Here is a 17,262-nt window from a genome sequence, read left to right on the forward strand (position 1 = left end):
CCGCCGGTTGAACGCCGCAGAACAACTGGCCCGCGCATCTATCACCGGCATCACACCACCCATCCCAGGTGACGCTGGTGCCGGCGTCGGCCCCCGTCTGCGGCAAGCAGTTGCCGGCTGGGACATCCAAGCCCACCGAACGCTTCTGGGTGAGCCGTCCACCATCGTCCTTCACGCCCTGTCACACCTGGAAGCCGAAACATTCAAAGCCACCGAGCACTTCATCGGGCGCGCCAGCGACGCTGGCGTCATCGACCACATAACCGCCGGGCGCATCATTCCCGTCCTTCACGAGGCATCAGACTCCTGGGAGCAACTCCGCGACGCCTGCGCCGAGCTCGCGTTCGGCAGCACCTTAGTACCGATGCCATTTATCAACGCCGCCCGCGACCTGCAAGACACCCTCACCCAAGCCGCGAACGGCAGCCCCACAGACCAGCAGCATCACATAGTGCGAGCACTCACCGGACACCTGGAAACAGCCGTCACCATTTCGGCGACCGCAAGGTGCCGCATCACCCATGGTGAACTCCGCGCACCCGCACGCGCGATCTCCCGCCTCAAGATTCAGCAACACGGCCGCAACGGAAGCCCCACCACAGCACCCGTTGACGCTGTCGCGATCTACCAAGGAACCACACTGCCTCTCGACACCGAGACACGGCACTTGCTCAAGGGACCCGCAAACTACGTGTTCGCATGCGCACACGAAGCAGTCCGACGAGGTTGCGGGCCTCGACACCATCGACCGAGAACTACAGTCCGCCGCGGTGAGCGTGCCATCAGGCGGCGCAGTCGGACGAAAACGGACTAGCCTTCCGGGGCCAGCAACCTCGGCCGCAACCCCGCGACGCTGAAAGAGAAGGCTGGCTACCGACTCAGCAGGCGAAGCAACTACGGTCGCTCCTCACCGTAAATCACGGCATGGCCCCTCGCTAGATCATCCAATTGGTCAGCAACGCCGCTCAGGACGCTCGCGAGGTCTCGACAGTCCACTGCTGTCAGGTCGCCGATCGCGCCGTTGCCGCAATACCAAAGCGAAGCCGACGGATCGAACCGCGCGCCCTCGTCCAATTCCTCATCCCCTCGCACGTGCTGGGTGATGTTGGCACTGGCTCCGCCTACAACAACCGGTTTACTCGAATGCGTCGGAGTCATGCCGTGCACCAGCCGATCCGACGGACCATCGCACCACGCGGGGCATTCAGCCGTAGAGTTGCTCATGATCTGATCTCCTAGTTAGGTCAGTCCACGTCCCGGCTGCTACAACAGCGCGGGACACCTTGCATCATCTCCGTTCTCCCAAACACATGACTTGAGCGCAACTACCTCAGAACGACTTGTGCACAACCCGTCCCAAGCCCGGCTTTGTGGACATACAGGCTGGGTCAGCGCAGTGGCGGCGCACACTTTTCCGAATCGGTCGTGCGGCAGTACGCTTTCACCTCGGGTTCTGCGTAGCAGAATTTGCTAAGCTGACGTGTGGAACCGGTCACACACGCTAGTAGTCCCGATAGGCGACCCGCGGGCCTGGTCCCAAGCGAACTCGAAGACTGCGGTGACGACTAACCGCGATCCTGGAATGCACGATCGGAAACCGTGAATGACGTCAGAAGTCCCGAAGTGGAAGGCTGCGCTTACGGCCCTGCGGGATCGTTGTGACTCGTCGATGGCTTTCGGTGGGCCTGTCACATCGGGGGCTGTTCACCTCACCGCACTCCCTCGGAGCGCACACTGGCGCGCTCGCCGGGCTGACCGTCGATCGGGGGACCGGCGTGGGAGGGCGAGTTCTCCAGGATGGACGGGTCATCATCGTCCGTGACTACGCCGTTTCGGCGGACATATCCCATGATCATGACGCCGCCGTGCGCTCCGAAGGGCTGCGCACTGTCATCGGCGCGCCCGTCGTCGTCGAGCGGACCGTACGCGGCGTTCTGTATGCCGGCACACGGGGAGAGCCGACCGGTGGCGATCGCATGGCCGACGCCGTCGTGCGGGAGGCACATCGCCTGGCTCGCGACATCGAGATCGACGATGAGGTCAACCGACGGCTGGCCGGTCGCCGTTCGACACACGCGAGTGCCGCGGCGGCCCTGGACGAGCTCACGCCGCTGTTCGAGTGCTAAGGGCCGCGACAACCGACCCCAGCGCTCGGCTTGAGCTCGACAGGGTTTCGGAAGCTGATGACCTTCCAGCACCCCGCTGCGCCCACTCTGAGCGTCCGCCAACTTGACGTCCTGGCCGTGGTGGCAGGGGGAGCCTCATACGCATCGGTGGGACAACAAGCGGGTTGACGTCAGACCGTCAGAGCATACATGCGCGATCTTCTAAGCATCCTCGGCGCTCACAACCGTCACCAAGCGGTCGTTATCGCACGCGAGCTGGACTCATACCCGTGATCTCCCCGAGGGGGATGGTGCCGAACCCGGACCGACGACAGCATGCTGTCATGACTTTTGACGACCTGAGACGAGCCAGGGACTTCTTGATCGATCATCGCCTGAACTACGACGATGCGCTCGCCGGCTTCACATGGCCCGACGTCGGTGCGAACTTCAACTTTGCAACGGACTGGTTCGACTCCTTCGCACGAGGCAACGACACCCCAGGTCTCGTGATCGTCCAGGATGACGGCAGCCGTCAGTCCTACTCGTTCGCCGAGCCAGCCGATCGATCCGACCGGGTAGCCAAGTTCCTGCGATCCAAAGGCGTCGGGCGTGGTGATGCCGTCATGGTGATGCTCGGCAACCAGGTGGAGCTGTGGGAGTCGATGCTGGCCCTCACCAAGCTGGGCGCCGTCATCATGCCGACAACTGCGGCTGTGACATCCGTCGAGATTCTCGACCGAGTCGAGAGCGCGGCAGTGCGCGAGCCGTGATCTGCAACCCCAGCGAGGCAGAGAAGTTCGCAGACGTACCCGGTGAGATCCTGCGGTTCACAGTCGGATCGCACGATGCGTGGCCGACTACACAGATGCCTACTCACAGGAGCCCGGAGCCCTCGCACATCCCGGCAACAGCAGTGACGACCGGCTACTGCTCTACTTCACCAGCGGTACGACGAGCCGACCTAAGCTCCGTCGAGCACACCCATCGCTCATACCCGGTTGGACACCTCAGCACGATGTACTGGCTCGGACTTCGTCCGGGCGATGTTCACCTGAATATCTCAAGTCCCGGATGGGCGAAACATGCTTGGTCCAACTTCTACGCACCCTGGCTCGCGGAGGCCACCGTCGTGGTTCATCATTACGACCGCTTCACCCCCGACATCGTTCTCGACACGATCCGTGCAGAGGGTGTCACTTCCTTCTGTGCACCACCCACTGTGTGGCGCATGATCATCAACGCTGATCTGTCCGGCGGGTCTGGCAACCTACGTGAGGCGATCAGCGCCGGCGAACCTCTGAACGCCGAGGTGATCTCGCAGATCCGCGACCGCTGGGGCTTGCTGATTCGCGATGGCTACGGTCAGACGGAGTCCACTGCCTCGATCGCCAACACCCCCGGTCAAGAGGTCGTCCCTGGGTCCATGGGACGCCCGCTACCTGGCGTGCCAGTGGTGCTCGTTCGATCCGGTCACCGACGAGATCGTCCGTGGGGTTGGCGAGGGCGAGATCTGCCTCGACCTCGCCCGGCAGCCGGTCACTCTCATGACCGGCTACCAGGGTGACCCAGAAAGAAATGCCGAGGCGATGCGTGCGAACCGTTACCACACCGGCGACGTGGCACAGCGTACTGATGATGGCCGCATCACCTACATCGGGCGCACTGACGACGTCTTCAAGGCATCTGACTACAAGGTCTCACCTTTCGAGCTCGAGTCGGTGCTCATCGAGCATCCAGCAGTGGCAGAGGCCGCCGTGGTGCCCGCACCTGACCCCGTTCGCCTCGCCGTGCCCAAGGCCTACATCAGTCTGGCGCCAGGTCATGAACCCACAGCAGAGACGGCGGGTTCCATCTTGGCCTACGCCAGGGAGCACTTGCCCTCGTACCTTCGTGTTCGCCGGCTCGAGTTTGCCGACCTGCCCAAGACAATCTCGGGAAAGATCCGTCGCGTCGACCTTCGATCTCGTGAAATGGATGCGGTAGACCATCGGCCAGTCGGAGAGCATCGCGAGGAGGACTTCGGCCGACCCGCCAGCAATAGTTGAGATCACATCCGGCAGACAAGGTCTCAGGAGGCAGCAGATGTTTTTCGACGACTTCTACGCAGGACAGGCATTCACGTCGCAGGGAAGAACTATTACGGACTCCGACGTCGCACAGTTCGCGGCCTGGAGCTGGGACACCAACCCTGTCCACACCGATGCCGAACACATGCGCCAGAGCCGCTTTGGTGCACCGATTGCGCACGGGTTGCTGGGCGTCTCAGTGGCAATGGGGTTGATTTCACGTCTGGGGATCTTCGAAGACTGCTCGATCGCTCTGCTGGGGATCGACGGCTGGACGTTCCTGCTGCCGGTTCGTCCCGGAGACACAGTGCATTGCCGTGTCGAGATTCTGAGCACCCGACTGACCAGCTCGAGTCGGTCTGGAGTACTCGAACGTCGGATCGAGCTGATCAACCACGCTGACGAGGTCGTGCAGTGCGGAAACATCAGCCTCCTGGTTGCCGTGCGGCCCTGACATTGGCCAGGACCTCCGATGCCGCCCGAGATGAGACGACATCGGAGGTCCTGGCGCGGGCATGACGACGATGTCAGGCCCCTGAATACCCCGTGATGATCGACCGAAGCAGGTCGGCAACGTCATGCGGTTGCGTGATGTTGGGCGAGTGTGGCCCAGGCATCTGGTGAAACGCGACCTTCGGAGCAACCGCCCGGACATGCTTCGGCCAGTCGAGCTCGACTAACCGGTCGTCCTCTGGCACGATCACCGCGACCGGGACCGACACGCCAGCCAGGCTCGTCGGATAGCCGTCGACGAATGCAGTCGGCTTGGCCTCTGGATGCTTTAGTCGCAGCGCGACCATCGCAGCATAGTGTCCCGGTACGAGGGAGTTCTCGTACCGCCGGTCGATATGATCTTCGAGTCCATCTGTGGTGTTCGTCAGCACTTCTACGACGCGGGCGATGTACTCCCGCCCCGGCTCCAAGTCGGCGAGGAGTCGCTGCGCCAGCTCGAGCCGCCACGGGCCGCCCGTGCCGGCAACGCTCGTGGCGCTGGCGAGTGGCCAGGTCCCCTCGATCGCAGCTCCGAGGGCCAACGAACCGCCGAAGGACGTACCAACCACGTGGACCGGCCCAGTGAGCGCAATAGACCTCAACAATCCGGCGATGTGCCGCAGCCGGTGCTCGTATGGCGAAGCACCGAACATCACAACCTTGTCGGTCCGGCCAAAACCGGGCAGGTCGGGCGCTATGACTCGGTGGTCTGTGGCGAGGTCCGCCATGACGTCTCCCCAAGAAAGCATGGCATCGGCACCCCATGCCCCGTCATGGAGGAGCAGGACCGGAGTCGCTGTCGAGTCGCCGGCGGTATAGCAGCTCGTGCGCACGCCCCCACGTCGATGAAGTCGTGATGGACACCCTCAGGCAGGCGCGTGCTCACAAGCCCACCGGCCCTTCTACTCCCGACAAGACATAGTCCTGCGGGCGAGCGGTCCGGGTGGCCTGCCAGTAGTCGAGGATCGTGGATGGCCAGTTCTGCGACACCCTCCCTGATGCGCTCTTGTACCACGAGCTGACCCCCGAGGCCCCCCATGCCATCAAGGCATTCGCCTTGTCGATGCGCTGGTTGTACTCCTCGAATACCGCCGGGCGCACCTCCATTGTCTGTGCCCCAGCAGAAAGCAGCAGTCGCACGCTATCGACCACATACTCGGTCGCCATCTCCGAGAAGAGCACGATGCTGCCGTTCACCACAAGATTGGTGTTCGGGCCGTAGAGGCTGAACAGATTGGGGAAGTCCGGCATCGTGATGCCGAGATACGCCCGGACGTCTGCCCCCCACCTCTCGTGCAGGTCCACGCCGTCTCGTCCGCGCACGGTCATCGGCATCAAGAACTCTGAAGCCTTGAAGCCTGTGCCCCAGATGATCACGTCCGCTTCGTGCAGCTCACCGTCTTGCGTGCGGATACCTTCGGGCTCCACCCGATCGATACCGTCCGTGACCAGGTGCACGTGCGACAGCTCGAGCGTCTCAGCCCAGGCGCCATCATCGCGCAGCATCCGTTTCGCTCCTGGCGGGTAGGCAGGGACGACGACGTCGAGCAGGTCGGGTGGTCGGCGAACTGGGCTGCCAGATAGCCCTCCAGCGCCATCCGCAGTTCCTCGTTGCGTGGGGACACCGAGACGGGGTGCTCCCACGTGGGATCGACCTGGACATAGGCTCTGCGTCCCTCGACCGTCGTCCAGAACTGCGAGAAGCGGTGCCAGCGATGGTAGTAGGGAACGTGCTGCAGCAACCATGTCATCCCGGGCCGCACTTTCGCCCGGTAGTCAGGCGCCGGCAGCATCCACGGCGGGGTTCGTTGCAGCACGGTCAGCTCTGAAACTGTCGAGGCGATGGCAGGAATGACTTGGAACGCACTTGCTCCGGTTCCGACGACCACCACCTTCAGACCCGCGAGGTCCACGCTGTGATCCCACCTGGCCGTGTGCCAGGCACGCCCCTTGAAGGAATCCCAGGCCTGGAAGGTCGGGGACGTTCGGGCGATTCAGTTGCCCCACCGCACTGACGACAGCATCAGCCTCAAGCAGTGACTGCGCGCCGTCAGGGCCAGTGACCGAGATCTTCCACACGGCACGCTCGTCGTCAAACTCCAGCGCGTCGACTCGGGTCCGAAAGGAGATCAGATCACGAATCCCAGTCTGGTCAGCGACCCGACTGAAGTACTCGAAGATCGAGTCACGCGACGAGTACTGGTAAGGCCAGTCGGTCGCTTGGGCGAACGAATAAGCTGTAGCCGAAATTGCTGGTGTCGAGCCGACAGCCCGGGTAGGTGTTCTCAAGCCAGGTGCCACCGATGTCGTCATTCTTCTCCAGCACAGTGACGCAGACCCCAGTGGCCCTGAGCCGGTGGGCCGCTACGAGCCCTGACATGCCCGCGCCGACAATCACCACTCTGAACGATCGGTCGGGCGCGACCTCTGTGGCCTTCCAGGCAGGGGCACCGGTGTCGCGAGGACTGCCCAGCTCGTGCGCGGCCAGCGGAAGGTAGTCAGCGTCGACCGGACCGGTGATGAACTCCATGAGCTCCGCCGTGACGGCGTCGTCACTCAGGTCGGCGGGGGTCGGGCCCACGTCTCGGAGGCTGGCGCAGAGCCCCAAGTGCAAGCTCGACGAGCCCGTTGCTGCTGATCGGACGTCATTCCGCCTTGCGGAGGGACCACCGCTCCGATCGCGCCACCTCCGGGCCGGGCATCATGCCGCACGAGCTCAAGATTCCCCGTTGCGTGAGCAAGCGCTGGCAACAGTCCCGGCAGTTCAGCCTCGGCCAGCATGGCGATCAGGAACTCGTCGTCCTGCGTGATGCGACGAGTAGATCCGAAATCCAAGGACGAACTGTTCGCAGACCAGTCCTCATTCAGCGCCATCGACGGATCCGTTCGCGTGTGGATGCCCTCGCCGGGCAGCAGTGTTCTGTCGACCGTCCAACCGTTCTTGCCCCATGCTGACTCCTTCATCCGTGGCCAACCGATCACTTCGGTCCGTTTACCACTTGATTGTGCGTCATGCGCACACCGTGTGCGCATGAGAGCATGAACGTTAACAATGCGCCTATCCACACGTCAAGGGAGTTCCATGGAGCAAGAACGTCGGTCCAATGTCCAATCCGTTTCGCGGTCCAATGCGGTTTTGGGCACCTTGGCAAGCAGATCCCCCATGACGGCCCGCGAGATCGGCGAGGCCGTTGGGCTCGATCGCACCGTGGTCTATCGGCTCCTACGCACCCTGGAATCGGATGATCTCGTCGAAGTTCGCGGCACGGACTGGCGCCTCGGTTCTGGCACGTTGAAGATCGGGATGTCCTACCTCGACGGCCTACCCTTCGCGTCGGTGGCCCCTGCGTACGCGATCGACCTGCACCGCCGCGCTGTCGCGGATCGTCCTTGGCTCGTCAGCCTGGGCGTACCAGCTGGCGACCGGGTCGTGCTGATCGACCGGTTCTGGGGCCAGAACTCCCCCCTGAACAGCATCTTGCCAATCGGCACTCGGTTCGAGATGGGCGAGAGCGCCACTGGAATTGCCCTGTTGGCCGCAATGCCTCCGGCGGACGCCAAAGCGGCAATGGGGACCGAAAGAATCGCAGCGCTCCAAACGAAGCTGGACGAAGCATGTGGCAACGGCGGCCTTGCCTTCGCGCACGACAGCTTGCGGGCCGGTCTCAGTGCCATCGCGGCACCGGTGCTGGACCGACAAGGACATGTCGTGGGCGCGATCAACGTCTCGGGCATTCACATGGACGACCACTTGACCGTCACGTCGGAGCTCGCTCAGCACGTCAGACGTTCAGCGCACAGCATCACCGCTGCACTTCGATAGCGCAGCGCACTTTCACCTGCCTACCTGGAAGAGGTCTACCGCCGTTTCGCCTGGGAGGTGCTTCCTGTAGGCGCTCGCAATGACGATCGTGCTGAGTAGGGCGACACATACAAGAACAGAGAGCATGACCGGGTATGAGAACCAGGTCGACATCCCTGCGAGCACAGCGGGGGCCAAAAAGCCCACGTACGCCAACGCATAGTAGACACCAACCATCCCAGCGAGTTCTTGGGGCGTCGCCATACGACGGATCTCAAGCAATCCCGACACGACCGCGATGCCATAGGCAGCCCCCAGCAACACCGCGGTGGGCAAGGCCATCACCGGCCAGCCCGTCGCCGCCGTTCCGGCAGCTGCCACCACCCCAAGCGCCATCAGCCCCATCGACACTACGACTGCTCGCGCCGACGACGTGTCATCGAGGCGCTTGGCAAGCGGTTGAACCGCCAGGCCCGTACCCAACGTCAAGACCGTCAGCCCTGTGGCAAACAGGAGCCCCCACGAACCGATAGCCGCATCTACTTGCTGTGGCACGATCGCGTAGGCGATACCAGCAGATCCGAAGATCCACGGCGCCATCGGAACGACCACCCAGCGGAAACGACGGTGCGACAGACCAGGGGCACGTATCGCGTCTCGTAGCCGAAGCCGACCATCCACGGTGCGAGTTTCTACGCCGTGTGCTGCCAGCAGAACCGTCGCCGGCACCGCGATCGCCATGTGAACGAGGTACGGCACCACCAGCGGATGGGGCGACCACTGGGCGAGCAGCCCCGCCGCAGCCGGGCCCATGACGAATCCCGCCGTCAGCGAGATGGACGATCGTCGCGCGCCGCTGCCCACATCCGCAGTGGGGTCTCGCTGCCTCGACGAGAGCTCGTTCATCCAGGGCCGTGCCTACCGACATCGCGATTCCAACGGCCAATCCGCTGAGGACTCGGCCCGCCATGATCAGATTCTGGCCACCCCCATCAGCAGACGCCAAGGCGGCACTGCCGCCGAGCGATGCGACCATTCCAGCCAGAAGTATTGGCCGTCGACCGAAGCGATTCGACAACGTGGATGCGACGAGAAGCCCTGGTACGAGGCCAACGACGTAGGCCCCCAGGAATACGTTGACCGCCCCTGTGGAGTAGCCGTAGTTCTGGCGGTAGGCGATCAGCAATGGTGTGAACTGGTTGCCTCCCCATCCCACTACGAACATGGCGCACGCGACCGGCCACCACCGCGGCCGGCGCGCGGCATTCCGCCCGTTGATCAGCTGAGGTTCGTCAGAGCCACGGGCCCAGTTCTGGGACTCCGACGAGCGAGTGGGGGCGCCCGGCCAAGTAGGCAGCCACCGCTGCCAAGGGTGCGTCGGGCAGGCTCTCGAGGCCTCGCTTACCTTGTATCTCGACGACAAGCGCGTCGACAAACGAGGGTGGGAGGTCGCTAAAGGTTGCTCCCAGCCCCAGATCGACCGCGTGCACACACACCTCTCGCGCGCGAAGCCACGGAATCTCTGTCGCATCGATCGTCCGACCCTGGGCAGTCACCACCTCACGAGACCATGCCTGCTCGTCCAATGCAGCAAGCCCCACCGCCAAGTTGTCGGCCGACCGCCGCAAGTCATCGATGAGCCGTTGACGTGGATAGGACGCACCCAGCTCTATGTCGGCTGCGCGCTGACCAGCGGAGGCATACGTAGGGCCGATATACACCAGTCCTGGCCCACTCGACGAGATTGGACAACGCATCGGCATTGGAGGCAACGTGTGCAAGGAGGTGCTTGAGCGTCCAGCCTGGAAGCGCGCTTGGTGCGCGAAGATCCTCATCCGACAAGGGCTCCGCGTGCTTGAGGAACAGGTTCGTGCCGACCTCGGTCCATGCCAATGTCTGTGAGCGCGCGCGGGTCACGTCTGGTCGACGATCCTGTTGACACATGCCCAAGGGCATCGATCTCCACCCTGACCATCGCCCCAGCGCTGAGGTAGACCTTCGGGTCCCTGGCATGCCCCACTCCGGCCGGCGTGCCCGTAGCAATCAAGTCCCCAGGCCGAAGTGTCACGATCGTGGAGATGTACTCGACGAGGAAGACCGGGTCGACAGGAGCGTCCCGGTGTTGTCACGCTGCATGACCTCGCCGTCAACGATGGTCCGAACCTCCAGCTCCGGCCGCGCGCCTCCGTCAATCTCGTCAAGCGTGGTCACGAACGGGCCCACAGGCGTCGAAGAGTTCCAGATCTTGCCCTGCGTCCACTCGATCGTACGAAACTGCCAGTCGCGCACTCAGATGTCGTTCATGACGGTAAAGCCCGCGATCGCTGCCTCGGCTTCCGCAGTGCTGGCGCGTCGTACCTGCTGACCGATCACGATGACCCTGCGACCTCCCAGTCCAGCGCCTCGGTCTCCGCAGGCTTGGTGATCGTGTCGTGCGCGCCGATGAGGGTATCGGCAAACTTCGGAAACAGTGTGGGGTACGTAGGCAGCTCGCGCCCCATCTCCTCGATGTGGTGCCGATAGTTGTGACCGACGCAGATGACCTTCGAGGGTTGCGGCACCACGGGCGCGAAGTCTGCACCTTCAAGTGGGTACGACTCCCCCTGGGCCGACGCAGCTTCGACGGCCCAGTCATTTTGACAAGAAGAGCTTCCCAGGTCCTCGTACCCCAAGTCGACGCAGCATCTCGCCGTCGCGACGTACCGCGCGAGTACCTCCGCCGATGCGAATAGTTGCAAGTTTCATGTCATACCTCGTTCTGTCGGCGGTGTAGCTGAAGCGCCTCGAGCACCGGCGCATCACTGAAATAAAACAAGTCGAGCGAACTGGAGTCGGAGTCCGAGGATGACGCCGTCGATACCCGCTGAGAATGCCTCCCAGGACGGCACGACGAAAAGGTCACCTCGTTCGACCGACCACGTCCGCGCTCCCACCGTGACCCTGCCGGAGCCATCGAAGACCTGGTAGATGCTTGAGCCAGTCTCACGAATCGGCGTAGTCTCGGCCCCGCTCACGATGCGGTGCAGTTCTGCGCGCACGGTCGGCAGACACATCGCCGCCGTTGACGGGTCGGTGTAGCGAACCGCTGCGTGACCGGGTTGCAACCGCCCGCCATACCCGGCTCGCTCTAGGTCCAGCTGGTCGGTCAGGGCCCGATCGGTATGGCTCCACTTGTAGGACAAGAGCGGCGATCCGCCACCTGTGGGCGTCACCCCTACCGGCTTCAGCCCTGGATGCCCCCACAGCTTCTCGGACCGTGAACGCTCCGGCGTGATGCGCTCCTCTTCATAGATCGCGTCACGCCCGAACTCGAAGAACTGCGCATCGATCGTGTACTGCAACGGAATGTCGAGTCCGTCGATCCACGCCATGGGTTCATCGGTCGCATTGTGATGTGCGTGCCAGTTCCAGCCAGCTTGCGGCAAAAGTCACCCCGATTCATGGGGACCGCGTCGCCGCCCACCACCGTCCAAACACCCGACCCCTCGACCACGAAACGGAACGCGTGCTGGGTATGACGGTGCTCGGGAGCGTCCTCGCCCGGCATGAGGTACTGGATAGCCGCCCACAGCGTCGGGGTGGCGAATGGCCTTCCGCCCAGTCCGGGATTGGCCAGCGCTATCGCACGCCTCTCGCCACCGCGACCGACTGGGACGATCTGACCCGCCCGCGCTGCCAGTTCGCGCAACGCTTTCCAGCGCCACAAGTGGGGTACAGCACTGGACCCGGGGCGCAGCGGCATCAGGTCACCGATCTCGGTCCCCAGACGGCACAAGCAACTCGCCCTCCGAAGTCCGCGTACAGCGATTCGAGCTCGGGCGTGACGTTGGGCTGATCGGGCGACTCGACCGCAGCAAGACGCACAGGTGACGAGACAGGAGTAGAAGCCATAGGGATAGTTTCACCTTGGTTCCGCTAGGCGATCGCGCTATTCTGCCCAGCAGAATCAGGAGATGATCGTCCGTGAAGAAGCCCCACCTACTCGATCACCAGCGTCGACCACGCTCTGCGAATCGCCACCATGCTGCAGCTTGAAGGAGAGCTGACCGTGAGTGCAGTCGCGGAGCGTCTCGAGGTCGCACGGTCGACGGCTCACCGACTTCTCAGACACTGGTATACCGCGATTTCGCTGTCCAGAACGAGAGCCGCAGCTACCGTCCGGGGCCGGTCTCGAACTGGCGGCTCACTCCAGATCGCTCACCTCGCGACTCGAGAGCCGTGTCTATGCCGCACCTCCAGCACTTGGTCGCTCTGACCGGGGAGTCGAACAAACCTCGGCCTGCGAACGGGCACCTCCGTTCGGTTCATCGCAAGTGTCGAAGGCGATCAGGTTCTGCGAGTCGGGTCTAGAGAGGGCATGGTCTTTCCAGCGCATCGAACCACGACAGGCCTGCTGATGCTGTCCCACCTAGAGGATGACCAGCTCGAGTCCCTGTTCGCAGCAGAGCATTACGCCGAGCGACCTGAGGACCGTCCCGACTTGGCCCGGATCCAGACCGACGTCGAACGTATCCGCCCGCAACGGATTCGTCGTCAACAACGCCCGGTCCGAGCGGGGCGTGATAGCCGTGGGAGTTGCGGTGCGAAACCCCGCCGGTGAGCCCGTCCCGGCCTGGCGATCTCGATGCCTGAGGTCAGGTACCGAGAGCAGCCGCCTGCCCAACCTTGTTGCCATGCTGAACGCCGCATCACGTGCGATCACGCTCGACCTGGCCAGCAATGGCGGTTCTGAAGCCCGCTGAACGAAGACTCTGGAAGGCCCTCCCAGTCATTGCAGGAACCCGCCATCGGGACTGCCCAAGGCGGCCGTCTGAGTCTGCGGGAAAGTCGACGGTTTCGGGCTAGTAAGGGTCGACATACCGATTCTGCTGAGCAGAATCTCCTGGTCCGCTTGTGAGTGCAGTCACAGTATGTGTGCATGGCATCGGCTTCCGGCTGGCCCTTGGCGCAGCGAAGACCTGACGGACACCGGCCAGCCGGGGCCGATCCTCGCGCTAGGCGACTGCACTGCGTCATGGAGAGCCTGACTCTCCTGCCGTGTCCACCGTCACGTGCCCGGTTCGGTCGAGGTTTCGAGAGGCGCAACACCCCCATCGCGCAACCGATGGACACCTGTCGAGCTCCGGTCAACCGAACCGGTTGGCCATCTTCACCCCCCATGCAACGTCCACGAGCAGGAGCAAAATCATGAGAAGCACACTTTGGACCAAGGGAATAGCCCAAGCCGCCGTCGGTGCAGTCATCATCTGCACGGTGGCCGCAGGTTGCTCCAGCTCAGACAATGGGTCGAGTGCGGGCTCCGGCGACGTGGACAAGGCCGGCCTCGCCGCCGCGACAGCTCACCTCGAAACCGTTGTTCAACCGCCGGCGAATATCGGTCTGAGCATTCCCCTGAGCAAGAAGCCGGAAGCTGGCAAAACCCTCGCGGTCATCGCGAACGGCGCTCCGACCAACACCGAGATCACGAACGGGGTCAAGGAAGGCGCGGAGGCACTGGGTTGGAAGGTCAAGGTGATCAACACCGACGGCACCCCCAGGGAGATCAGGCGGCCATGTCCGCTGCCATCCAGCAGAAGCCGGATGGCATCTCGGTCAGCTCGATCGAACGCTCCGTCATCGGCCGCCAGCTCAAGGAAGCAGAAGCGGCCGGCATCCCGGTCAGCGCCAACGCGTCCACCGACGAGCAGGGGCCCGACTTGTTCGACACGTCGATCGCCAACAAGTCTCAGCTCGACGCCTGGGGAAAGATGGTCGCCGCGTACGTCGTGAGCGAGAGCAAGGGCGAGGCCGACATCGCGGTCTTCTCGGTCCCTGCACTCAAGGTCCTGCAGCGCTTCATCGAGTCCTTCACGGCTAACGTCGAAAAGTGGTGCCCGACGTGCAAGGTCACCGAGGTACCGCAACAGTTCGGCGACATCGGCACCAAGACGCCGGGCAGCGTCGTCAGCACCCTGCAGCGCTCACCCAAGACGGACTGGGCCATCTTCGCCGTCGGCGACGTGACTCTTGGTGTGGAGGCTGCACTGAAGGGCGCCGGGCTCAGCGGCAAGGTGCGCATCGGCGGCCTGGGCGGCTCGGCGAAGAATGTGGCATCCATCAAGGCCGGGACCGAAGATGCATTCACGGCCTACCCCTTCCGCGCGATCGGCTTTCGCGTGGTCGACATCTTCGCTCGCAAGTTCAACGGCGATGACCTCGCAGAGGCTCAGAAGGTCCCGGTTCCAACTCAGTTGATCACCCCCAGAACGTTGAAGCGCTCCCGCTCAACAAGAGCGGCTTCTACATCGGTGTCCCCACCTACGCCGAAGAGTTCAAGACCCTGTGGAAGGCCAACTGACCTCCAGCCAGTAGCCGCCATCCCACCTCACGACATACATCAACACCACCACGGAGATTCTCATGGCCAAGTTCGACATCACACGCAACACCCATGCGGTTGACGCACTCCTCGAGCGCACTGAAAACCCACTTCACCGTCAGATCCTGGAGAACTGGCGGCGCCACATGCTCCTCGAGGTCTCGGGGAACTGGGAGGGCATCTTGGCCCCCGACATGACAGTTCGAGATCCCGACTATCGGATGTCCATCGGCGGGAAGCTGGAGATCATGCGCGGGCTCGACGCGGTCGGTGCGTTCTACGAAGGCCTCGTGACAGGCGGGGGCAACGTCATTCTGCTCACCAACCAGGAAATCGTCGTCACTGACAACGGCTATGCGACAAACGTCAACCTGACGTTCTTCCACCAAGGTCACGAACTGGCGGCGCAGGGACACACCGGGCTGGATGACGACAAGTGGTACACCAGCGAAGGCTTTTTTGTTGAGTTCTGGCCGTACACCAAGGAGGGGCTCCTAGTGGGCGAGTACGTCGCCCAGATGAGCCCGCCGATCATCCGTGAGGTCGACGAGGCCGATGTGATCACACCGGCGGAGGCCAAGGCGGCTCTCGAGCCACTGATCCGCCCCCTTCCCGCCTACCCGGCGTGACGGTGACATCGGACGAGAGAGGAGGTATCGGGGTCATGCATCAGTCAGCCGCGCTGCAGATCTCCGGTCTCTCCAAGACGTTTCCGGGACAGCGAGCCCTCAACGACGTCCACCTCTCGATCCAGCCCGGGGAAGTCCGAGCGCTGGTCGGCCAGAACGGCTGCGGTAAATCGACCCTGGTCAAAGTGCTCTCGGGCTATCACGAGCCTGATCCTGGCGCCGAGGTGCTCGTCAGCGGCAAGACCCTGTCGCTTGGTACCGACGGCGCGGGCGATCACGCCGGGTTGCGCTTCGTACACCAGGATCTTGGCTTGGTGCTCGGTCTGGACTCGTGTGACAATCTTGCGCTGGGTCATGGATACGAACGCAACAAGGCAGGTCTCATCTCGTGGCGCAGGGAGGCCAAGCTGGCGCAGGAAGTTCTAGCCGACCTGGGCTATGACATCGATGTACGGCAGCCGACGGGGCACCTCGCGATCAGCGAGCGCACTGCGATCGCACTAGCCAGGGCAATGTCACCACGCGCGACCGCGCCCCGGGTGCTGGTTCTCGACGAGCCGACAGCCAACCTGCCAGCCGCCGAAATCAATCAGCTTCTTCGACGTCGTGCGAAGTGTGAGGGATCGGGGCATCGCGGTGCTCTTCATCTCTCACCACCTTGACGAGGTATTCGCGCTCTGCGACACCGTCACAGTGCTGCGCGATGGACAGCACGTCATCACGCGCGATGTCGAAGGTCTTGACGAAGAGGCGCTGGTCGCCTTGATGATTGGCCGCACGCTCGAGCAGGCCCCGCCAGGTGAGTCGGTCAATGCTGCCCGCGAGACTCAAGCGACCTTCATCGTTCGCAATCTTGGTGCCGAGACGCTGCAAGGGGTCGACCTCGAAGTCCACGCGGGAGAGGTGGTCGGCATCGCCGGCATCACGGGGTCAGGCCGCGAAGAAGTCGCGTTTGGCACTGTTTGGCGGCATCGACCGCACGGGTGAGGTCTGCATCAATGGGACAGCCGTGGCACCGCATCGACCGGACAAGTCGGTCGATGCGGGCCTCGGCTTGGTCCCAGCCGAACGCCATGCCAACGCTTCCTTCCTCGACTCGACGCTTCGAGAGAACATCTCGATCGTCAGCCCAGGTGACTTCCGTCGGCGGGGTCTGATCAGTCGCCGTCGCGAGGTCGCCGAGGTCAGGTCTTGGCTGCTCGAGCTGCGCGTCAAACCGCCCCTGCCCGAGCAGGGACTCGCGACGCTCTCCGGTGGCAACCAGCAGAAGGTCATGTTGGCTCGCTGGCTGCGCCAACACCCAACTGTGCTGCTGCTGGACGAGCCGACGCAAGGCGTCGATGTCGGCGCCAAAGCTGAGATCCATGCGCTGATCGACCAAGCAGCCGCCGAAGGTGCCGCAGTGATCGTCATCTCGACCGATCATGCCGAACTCACCAGGCTGGCTCATCGCGTGGTCGTGCTGAACGACGGACGCATCACCGACGAGATCAACCGCCCCCATATCGACCCCGACCACATCACCGCCGCCACGATCGGCGTCGGTCAAGGAGAGCAGAGCCATGATCAGACGACACCAAGGTGATCGGAGGGCAGTCGCACCAGACGACGCCGCCGCTGTCGCAGGGTCACCACTCGCGACTTCTGAGTCACCTGTGCACGAGAAGCCTCTCGCACCACTGGAACCAGCTCCCACCCCCTCCCGACAGGGTGGCCCTGCTCGACCTGGCGACAAGATCACAGATGCGGACAGGCGCCGATTCGGTCTCGGCCTAGACCGGTTCAGCGGACTGTACGTGTGGGCCGG

Annotated in this window: 21 protein-coding genes and 3 pseudogenes; 11 read left to right on the top strand and 13 right to left on the bottom strand. The window is 63.3% G+C overall.

All coding sequences use genetic code 11. The features are described from left to right. Nucleotides 1–894 precede the first annotated feature (894 nt). Entirely contained in the window at nucleotides 895–1,224 is a 330-nt protein-coding gene (locus ACHMWU_RS07050) for a DUF6907 domain-containing protein (RefSeq protein WP_396042326.1), read from the bottom strand. Between the two features lie 455 nt (nucleotides 1,225–1,679). Here ACHMWU_RS07050 and ACHMWU_RS07055 point away from each other — a divergent pair, with 455 nt between their 5' ends. The 5 genes from ACHMWU_RS07055 (at nucleotide 1,680) to ACHMWU_RS07075 (ending at nucleotide 4,628) form a co-directional block, all read left to right on the top strand. Beyond that, complete coding sequence (locus ACHMWU_RS07055) at nucleotides 1,680–2,126, top strand: GAF domain-containing protein (RefSeq protein WP_396042328.1); 447 nt, start codon at nucleotides 1,680–1,682, stop codon at nucleotides 2,124–2,126. A gap of 323 nt (nucleotides 2,127–2,449) precedes the next feature. Continuing rightward, nucleotides 2,450–2,878 carry an AMP-binding protein gene (locus tag ACHMWU_RS07060; RefSeq protein ID WP_396042330.1) on the top strand — a complete coding sequence of 143 codons (429 nt, stop codon included), beginning with the start codon at nucleotides 2,450–2,452 and terminating at the stop codon, nucleotides 2,876–2,878. Nucleotides 2,879–3,123: 245 nt separating this feature from the next. Next, nucleotides 3,124–3,672: an AMP-binding protein gene (locus ACHMWU_RS07065; protein ID WP_396042332.1), complete on the top strand. Its 549-nt coding sequence runs from the start codon at nucleotides 3,124–3,126 to the stop codon at nucleotides 3,670–3,672. A 22-nt stretch (nucleotides 3,673–3,694) separates the two neighbouring features. Beyond that, nucleotides 3,695–4,153 carry a hypothetical protein gene (locus ACHMWU_RS07070; RefSeq protein ID WP_396043009.1) on the top strand — a complete coding sequence of 153 codons (459 nt, stop codon included), beginning with the start codon at nucleotides 3,695–3,697 and terminating at the stop codon, nucleotides 4,151–4,153. A gap of 37 nt (nucleotides 4,154–4,190) precedes the next feature. Next, a complete protein-coding gene (locus ACHMWU_RS07075) occupies nucleotides 4,191–4,628 on the top strand; it encodes a MaoC/PaaZ C-terminal domain-containing protein (RefSeq protein WP_396042334.1) in 438 nt (145 codons plus the stop codon). Between the two features lie 73 nt (nucleotides 4,629–4,701). On the opposite strand, the gene ACHMWU_RS07080 is transcribed toward ACHMWU_RS07075, so the two are convergent. From ACHMWU_RS07080 to ACHMWU_RS07090, 3 genes are all read right to left on the bottom strand, one after another. Then, a complete protein-coding gene (locus ACHMWU_RS07080; RefSeq protein WP_396042336.1) occupies nucleotides 4,702–5,499 on the bottom strand; it encodes an alpha/beta fold hydrolase in 798 nt (265 codons plus the stop codon). A gap of 49 nt (nucleotides 5,500–5,548) precedes the next feature. Further along, nucleotides 5,549–6,172, bottom strand: coding sequence for a hypothetical protein (locus ACHMWU_RS07085; RefSeq protein WP_396042338.1), 624 nt, complete (start codon nucleotides 6,170–6,172; stop codon nucleotides 5,549–5,551). 679 nt (nucleotides 6,173–6,851) lie between these two features. Continuing rightward, complete coding sequence (locus tag ACHMWU_RS07090) at nucleotides 6,852–7,274, bottom strand: FAD-dependent oxidoreductase (RefSeq protein WP_396042340.1); 423 nt, start codon at nucleotides 7,272–7,274, stop codon at nucleotides 6,852–6,854. A 474-nt stretch (nucleotides 7,275–7,748) separates the two neighbouring features. Here ACHMWU_RS07090 and ACHMWU_RS07095 point away from each other — a divergent pair, with 474 nt between their 5' ends. After that, on the top strand, nucleotides 7,749–8,489 hold the full coding sequence (locus ACHMWU_RS07095) for an IclR family transcriptional regulator (RefSeq protein ID WP_396042342.1): 741 nt from the start codon (nucleotides 7,749–7,751) through the stop codon (nucleotides 8,487–8,489). Between the two features lie 12 nt (nucleotides 8,490–8,501). Here ACHMWU_RS07095 and ACHMWU_RS07100 read toward each other — a convergent pair whose 3' ends face one another. From ACHMWU_RS07100 to ACHMWU_RS07135, 8 genes and pseudogenes are all read right to left on the bottom strand, one after another. After that, on the bottom strand, nucleotides 8,502–9,374 hold the full coding sequence (locus ACHMWU_RS07100; RefSeq protein ID WP_396043071.1) for a hypothetical protein: 873 nt from the start codon (nucleotides 9,372–9,374) through the stop codon (nucleotides 8,502–8,504). Nucleotides 9,375–9,387: 13 nt separating this feature from the next. Further along, nucleotides 9,388–9,693: pseudogene (locus ACHMWU_RS07105) on the bottom strand (MFS transporter); the annotation flags it as partial. A gap of 67 nt (nucleotides 9,694–9,760) precedes the next feature. Then, a complete protein-coding gene (locus tag ACHMWU_RS07110; protein ID WP_396042344.1) occupies nucleotides 9,761–10,189 on the bottom strand; it encodes a maleylpyruvate isomerase N-terminal domain-containing protein in 429 nt (142 codons plus the stop codon). Further along, complete coding sequence (locus tag ACHMWU_RS07115) at nucleotides 10,098–10,412, bottom strand: maleylpyruvate isomerase N-terminal domain-containing protein (protein WP_396042346.1); 315 nt, start codon at nucleotides 10,410–10,412, stop codon at nucleotides 10,098–10,100. Before ACHMWU_RS07115 ends, ACHMWU_RS07110 begins: the two co-directional genes overlap by 92 nt. Continuing rightward, a pseudogene (locus tag ACHMWU_RS07120) lies at nucleotides 10,300–10,757 on the bottom strand (fumarylacetoacetate hydrolase family protein). The gene ACHMWU_RS07115 and the pseudogene ACHMWU_RS07120 overlap by 113 nt, the downstream one beginning before the upstream one ends. An 80-nt stretch (nucleotides 10,758–10,837) precedes the next feature. After that, nucleotides 10,838–11,140 (bottom strand): fumarylacetoacetate hydrolase family protein, encoded by a 303-nt coding sequence (locus tag ACHMWU_RS07125; protein WP_396042348.1) that lies wholly within the window; start codon nucleotides 11,138–11,140, stop codon nucleotides 10,838–10,840. Between the two features lie 126 nt (nucleotides 11,141–11,266). Continuing rightward, nucleotides 11,267–11,839, bottom strand: a complete 573-nt coding sequence (locus ACHMWU_RS07130; protein ID WP_396042350.1) for a hypothetical protein — start codon at nucleotides 11,837–11,839, stop codon at nucleotides 11,267–11,269. A 110-nt stretch (nucleotides 11,840–11,949) separates the two neighbouring features. Further along, nucleotides 11,950–12,210, bottom strand: a pseudogene (locus ACHMWU_RS07135) (cupin); the annotation flags it as partial. Between the two features lie 279 nt (nucleotides 12,211–12,489). Here ACHMWU_RS07135 and ACHMWU_RS07140 point away from each other — a divergent pair. From ACHMWU_RS07140 to ACHMWU_RS07155, 4 genes are all read left to right on the top strand, one after another. After that, nucleotides 12,490–12,723 (top strand): helix-turn-helix domain-containing protein, encoded by a 234-nt coding sequence (locus tag ACHMWU_RS07140; protein WP_396042352.1) that lies wholly within the window; start codon nucleotides 12,490–12,492, stop codon nucleotides 12,721–12,723. 796 nt (nucleotides 12,724–13,519) lie between these two features. After that, a complete protein-coding gene (locus tag ACHMWU_RS07145) occupies nucleotides 13,520–14,908 on the top strand; it encodes a sugar ABC transporter substrate-binding protein (RefSeq protein WP_396042354.1) in 1,389 nt (462 codons plus the stop codon). Further along, nucleotides 14,868–15,455, top strand: coding sequence for a hypothetical protein (locus tag ACHMWU_RS07150; protein ID WP_396042357.1), 588 nt, complete (start codon nucleotides 14,868–14,870; stop codon nucleotides 15,453–15,455). Before ACHMWU_RS07145 ends, ACHMWU_RS07150 begins: the two co-directional genes overlap by 41 nt. Before the next feature lie 35 nt (nucleotides 15,456–15,490). After that, nucleotides 15,491–16,117: an ATP-binding cassette domain-containing protein gene (locus ACHMWU_RS07155; RefSeq protein ID WP_396042359.1), complete on the top strand. Its 627-nt coding sequence runs from the start codon at nucleotides 15,491–15,493 to the stop codon at nucleotides 16,115–16,117. Here ACHMWU_RS07155 and ACHMWU_RS07160 read toward each other — a convergent pair. After that, nucleotides 16,041–16,349, bottom strand: a complete 309-nt coding sequence (locus ACHMWU_RS07160; RefSeq protein WP_396042361.1) for a hypothetical protein — start codon at nucleotides 16,347–16,349, stop codon at nucleotides 16,041–16,043. The two genes, ACHMWU_RS07155 and ACHMWU_RS07160, sit on opposite strands and share 77 nt — an antisense overlap. A gap of 58 nt (nucleotides 16,350–16,407) precedes the next feature. Here ACHMWU_RS07160 and ACHMWU_RS07165 point away from each other — a divergent pair, with 58 nt between their 5' ends. Continuing rightward, nucleotides 16,408–17,040 carry an ATP-binding cassette domain-containing protein gene (locus ACHMWU_RS07165; protein WP_396042363.1) on the top strand — a complete coding sequence of 211 codons (633 nt, stop codon included), beginning with the start codon at nucleotides 16,408–16,410 and terminating at the stop codon, nucleotides 17,038–17,040. Nucleotides 17,041–17,262: the final 222 nt, after the last annotated feature.

The organism is Aeromicrobium sp. UC242_57 (assembly GCF_044452305.1).
In the GTDB taxonomy this organism is placed as follows: Bacteria; Actinomycetota; Actinomycetes; order Propionibacteriales; family Nocardioidaceae; genus Aeromicrobium.

Coding starts and splice junctions, on each gene's coding strand:
- ACHMWU_RS07095 (WP_396042342.1), top strand. CDS start 7,749: ATGGAGCAAGAACGTCGGTCCAATGTCCAATCCGTTTCGCGGTCCAAT.
- ACHMWU_RS07085 (WP_396042338.1), bottom strand. CDS start 6,172: ATGCTGCGCGATGATGGCGCCTGGGCTGAGACGCTCGAGCTGTCGCAC.
- ACHMWU_RS07065 (WP_396042332.1), top strand. CDS start 3,124: ATGTACTGGCTCGGACTTCGTCCGGGCGATGTTCACCTGAATATCTCA.
- ACHMWU_RS07100 (WP_396043071.1), bottom strand. CDS start 9,374: ATGAACGAGCTCTCGTCGAGGCAGCGAGACCCCACTGCGGATGTGGGC.
- ACHMWU_RS07060 (WP_396042330.1), top strand. CDS start 2,450: ATGACTTTTGACGACCTGAGACGAGCCAGGGACTTCTTGATCGATCAT.
- ACHMWU_RS07140 (WP_396042352.1), top strand. CDS start 12,490: ATGCTGCAGCTTGAAGGAGAGCTGACCGTGAGTGCAGTCGCGGAGCGT.
- ACHMWU_RS07155 (WP_396042359.1), top strand. CDS start 15,491: ATGCATCAGTCAGCCGCGCTGCAGATCTCCGGTCTCTCCAAGACGTTT.
- ACHMWU_RS07150 (WP_396042357.1), top strand. CDS start 14,868: ATGGCCAAGTTCGACATCACACGCAACACCCATGCGGTTGACGCACTC.
- ACHMWU_RS07070 (WP_396043009.1), top strand. CDS start 3,695: ATGCGTGCGAACCGTTACCACACCGGCGACGTGGCACAGCGTACTGAT.
- ACHMWU_RS07050 (WP_396042326.1), bottom strand. CDS start 1,224: ATGAGCAACTCTACGGCTGAATGCCCCGCGTGGTGCGATGGTCCGTCG.
- ACHMWU_RS07130 (WP_396042350.1), bottom strand. CDS start 11,839: ATGGCGTGGATCGACGGACTCGACATTCCGTTGCAGTACACGATCGAT.
- ACHMWU_RS07075 (WP_396042334.1), top strand. CDS start 4,191: ATGTTTTTCGACGACTTCTACGCAGGACAGGCATTCACGTCGCAGGGA.
- ACHMWU_RS07115 (WP_396042346.1), bottom strand. CDS start 10,412: ATGTGTCAACAGGATCGTCGACCAGACGTGACCCGCGCGCGCTCACAG.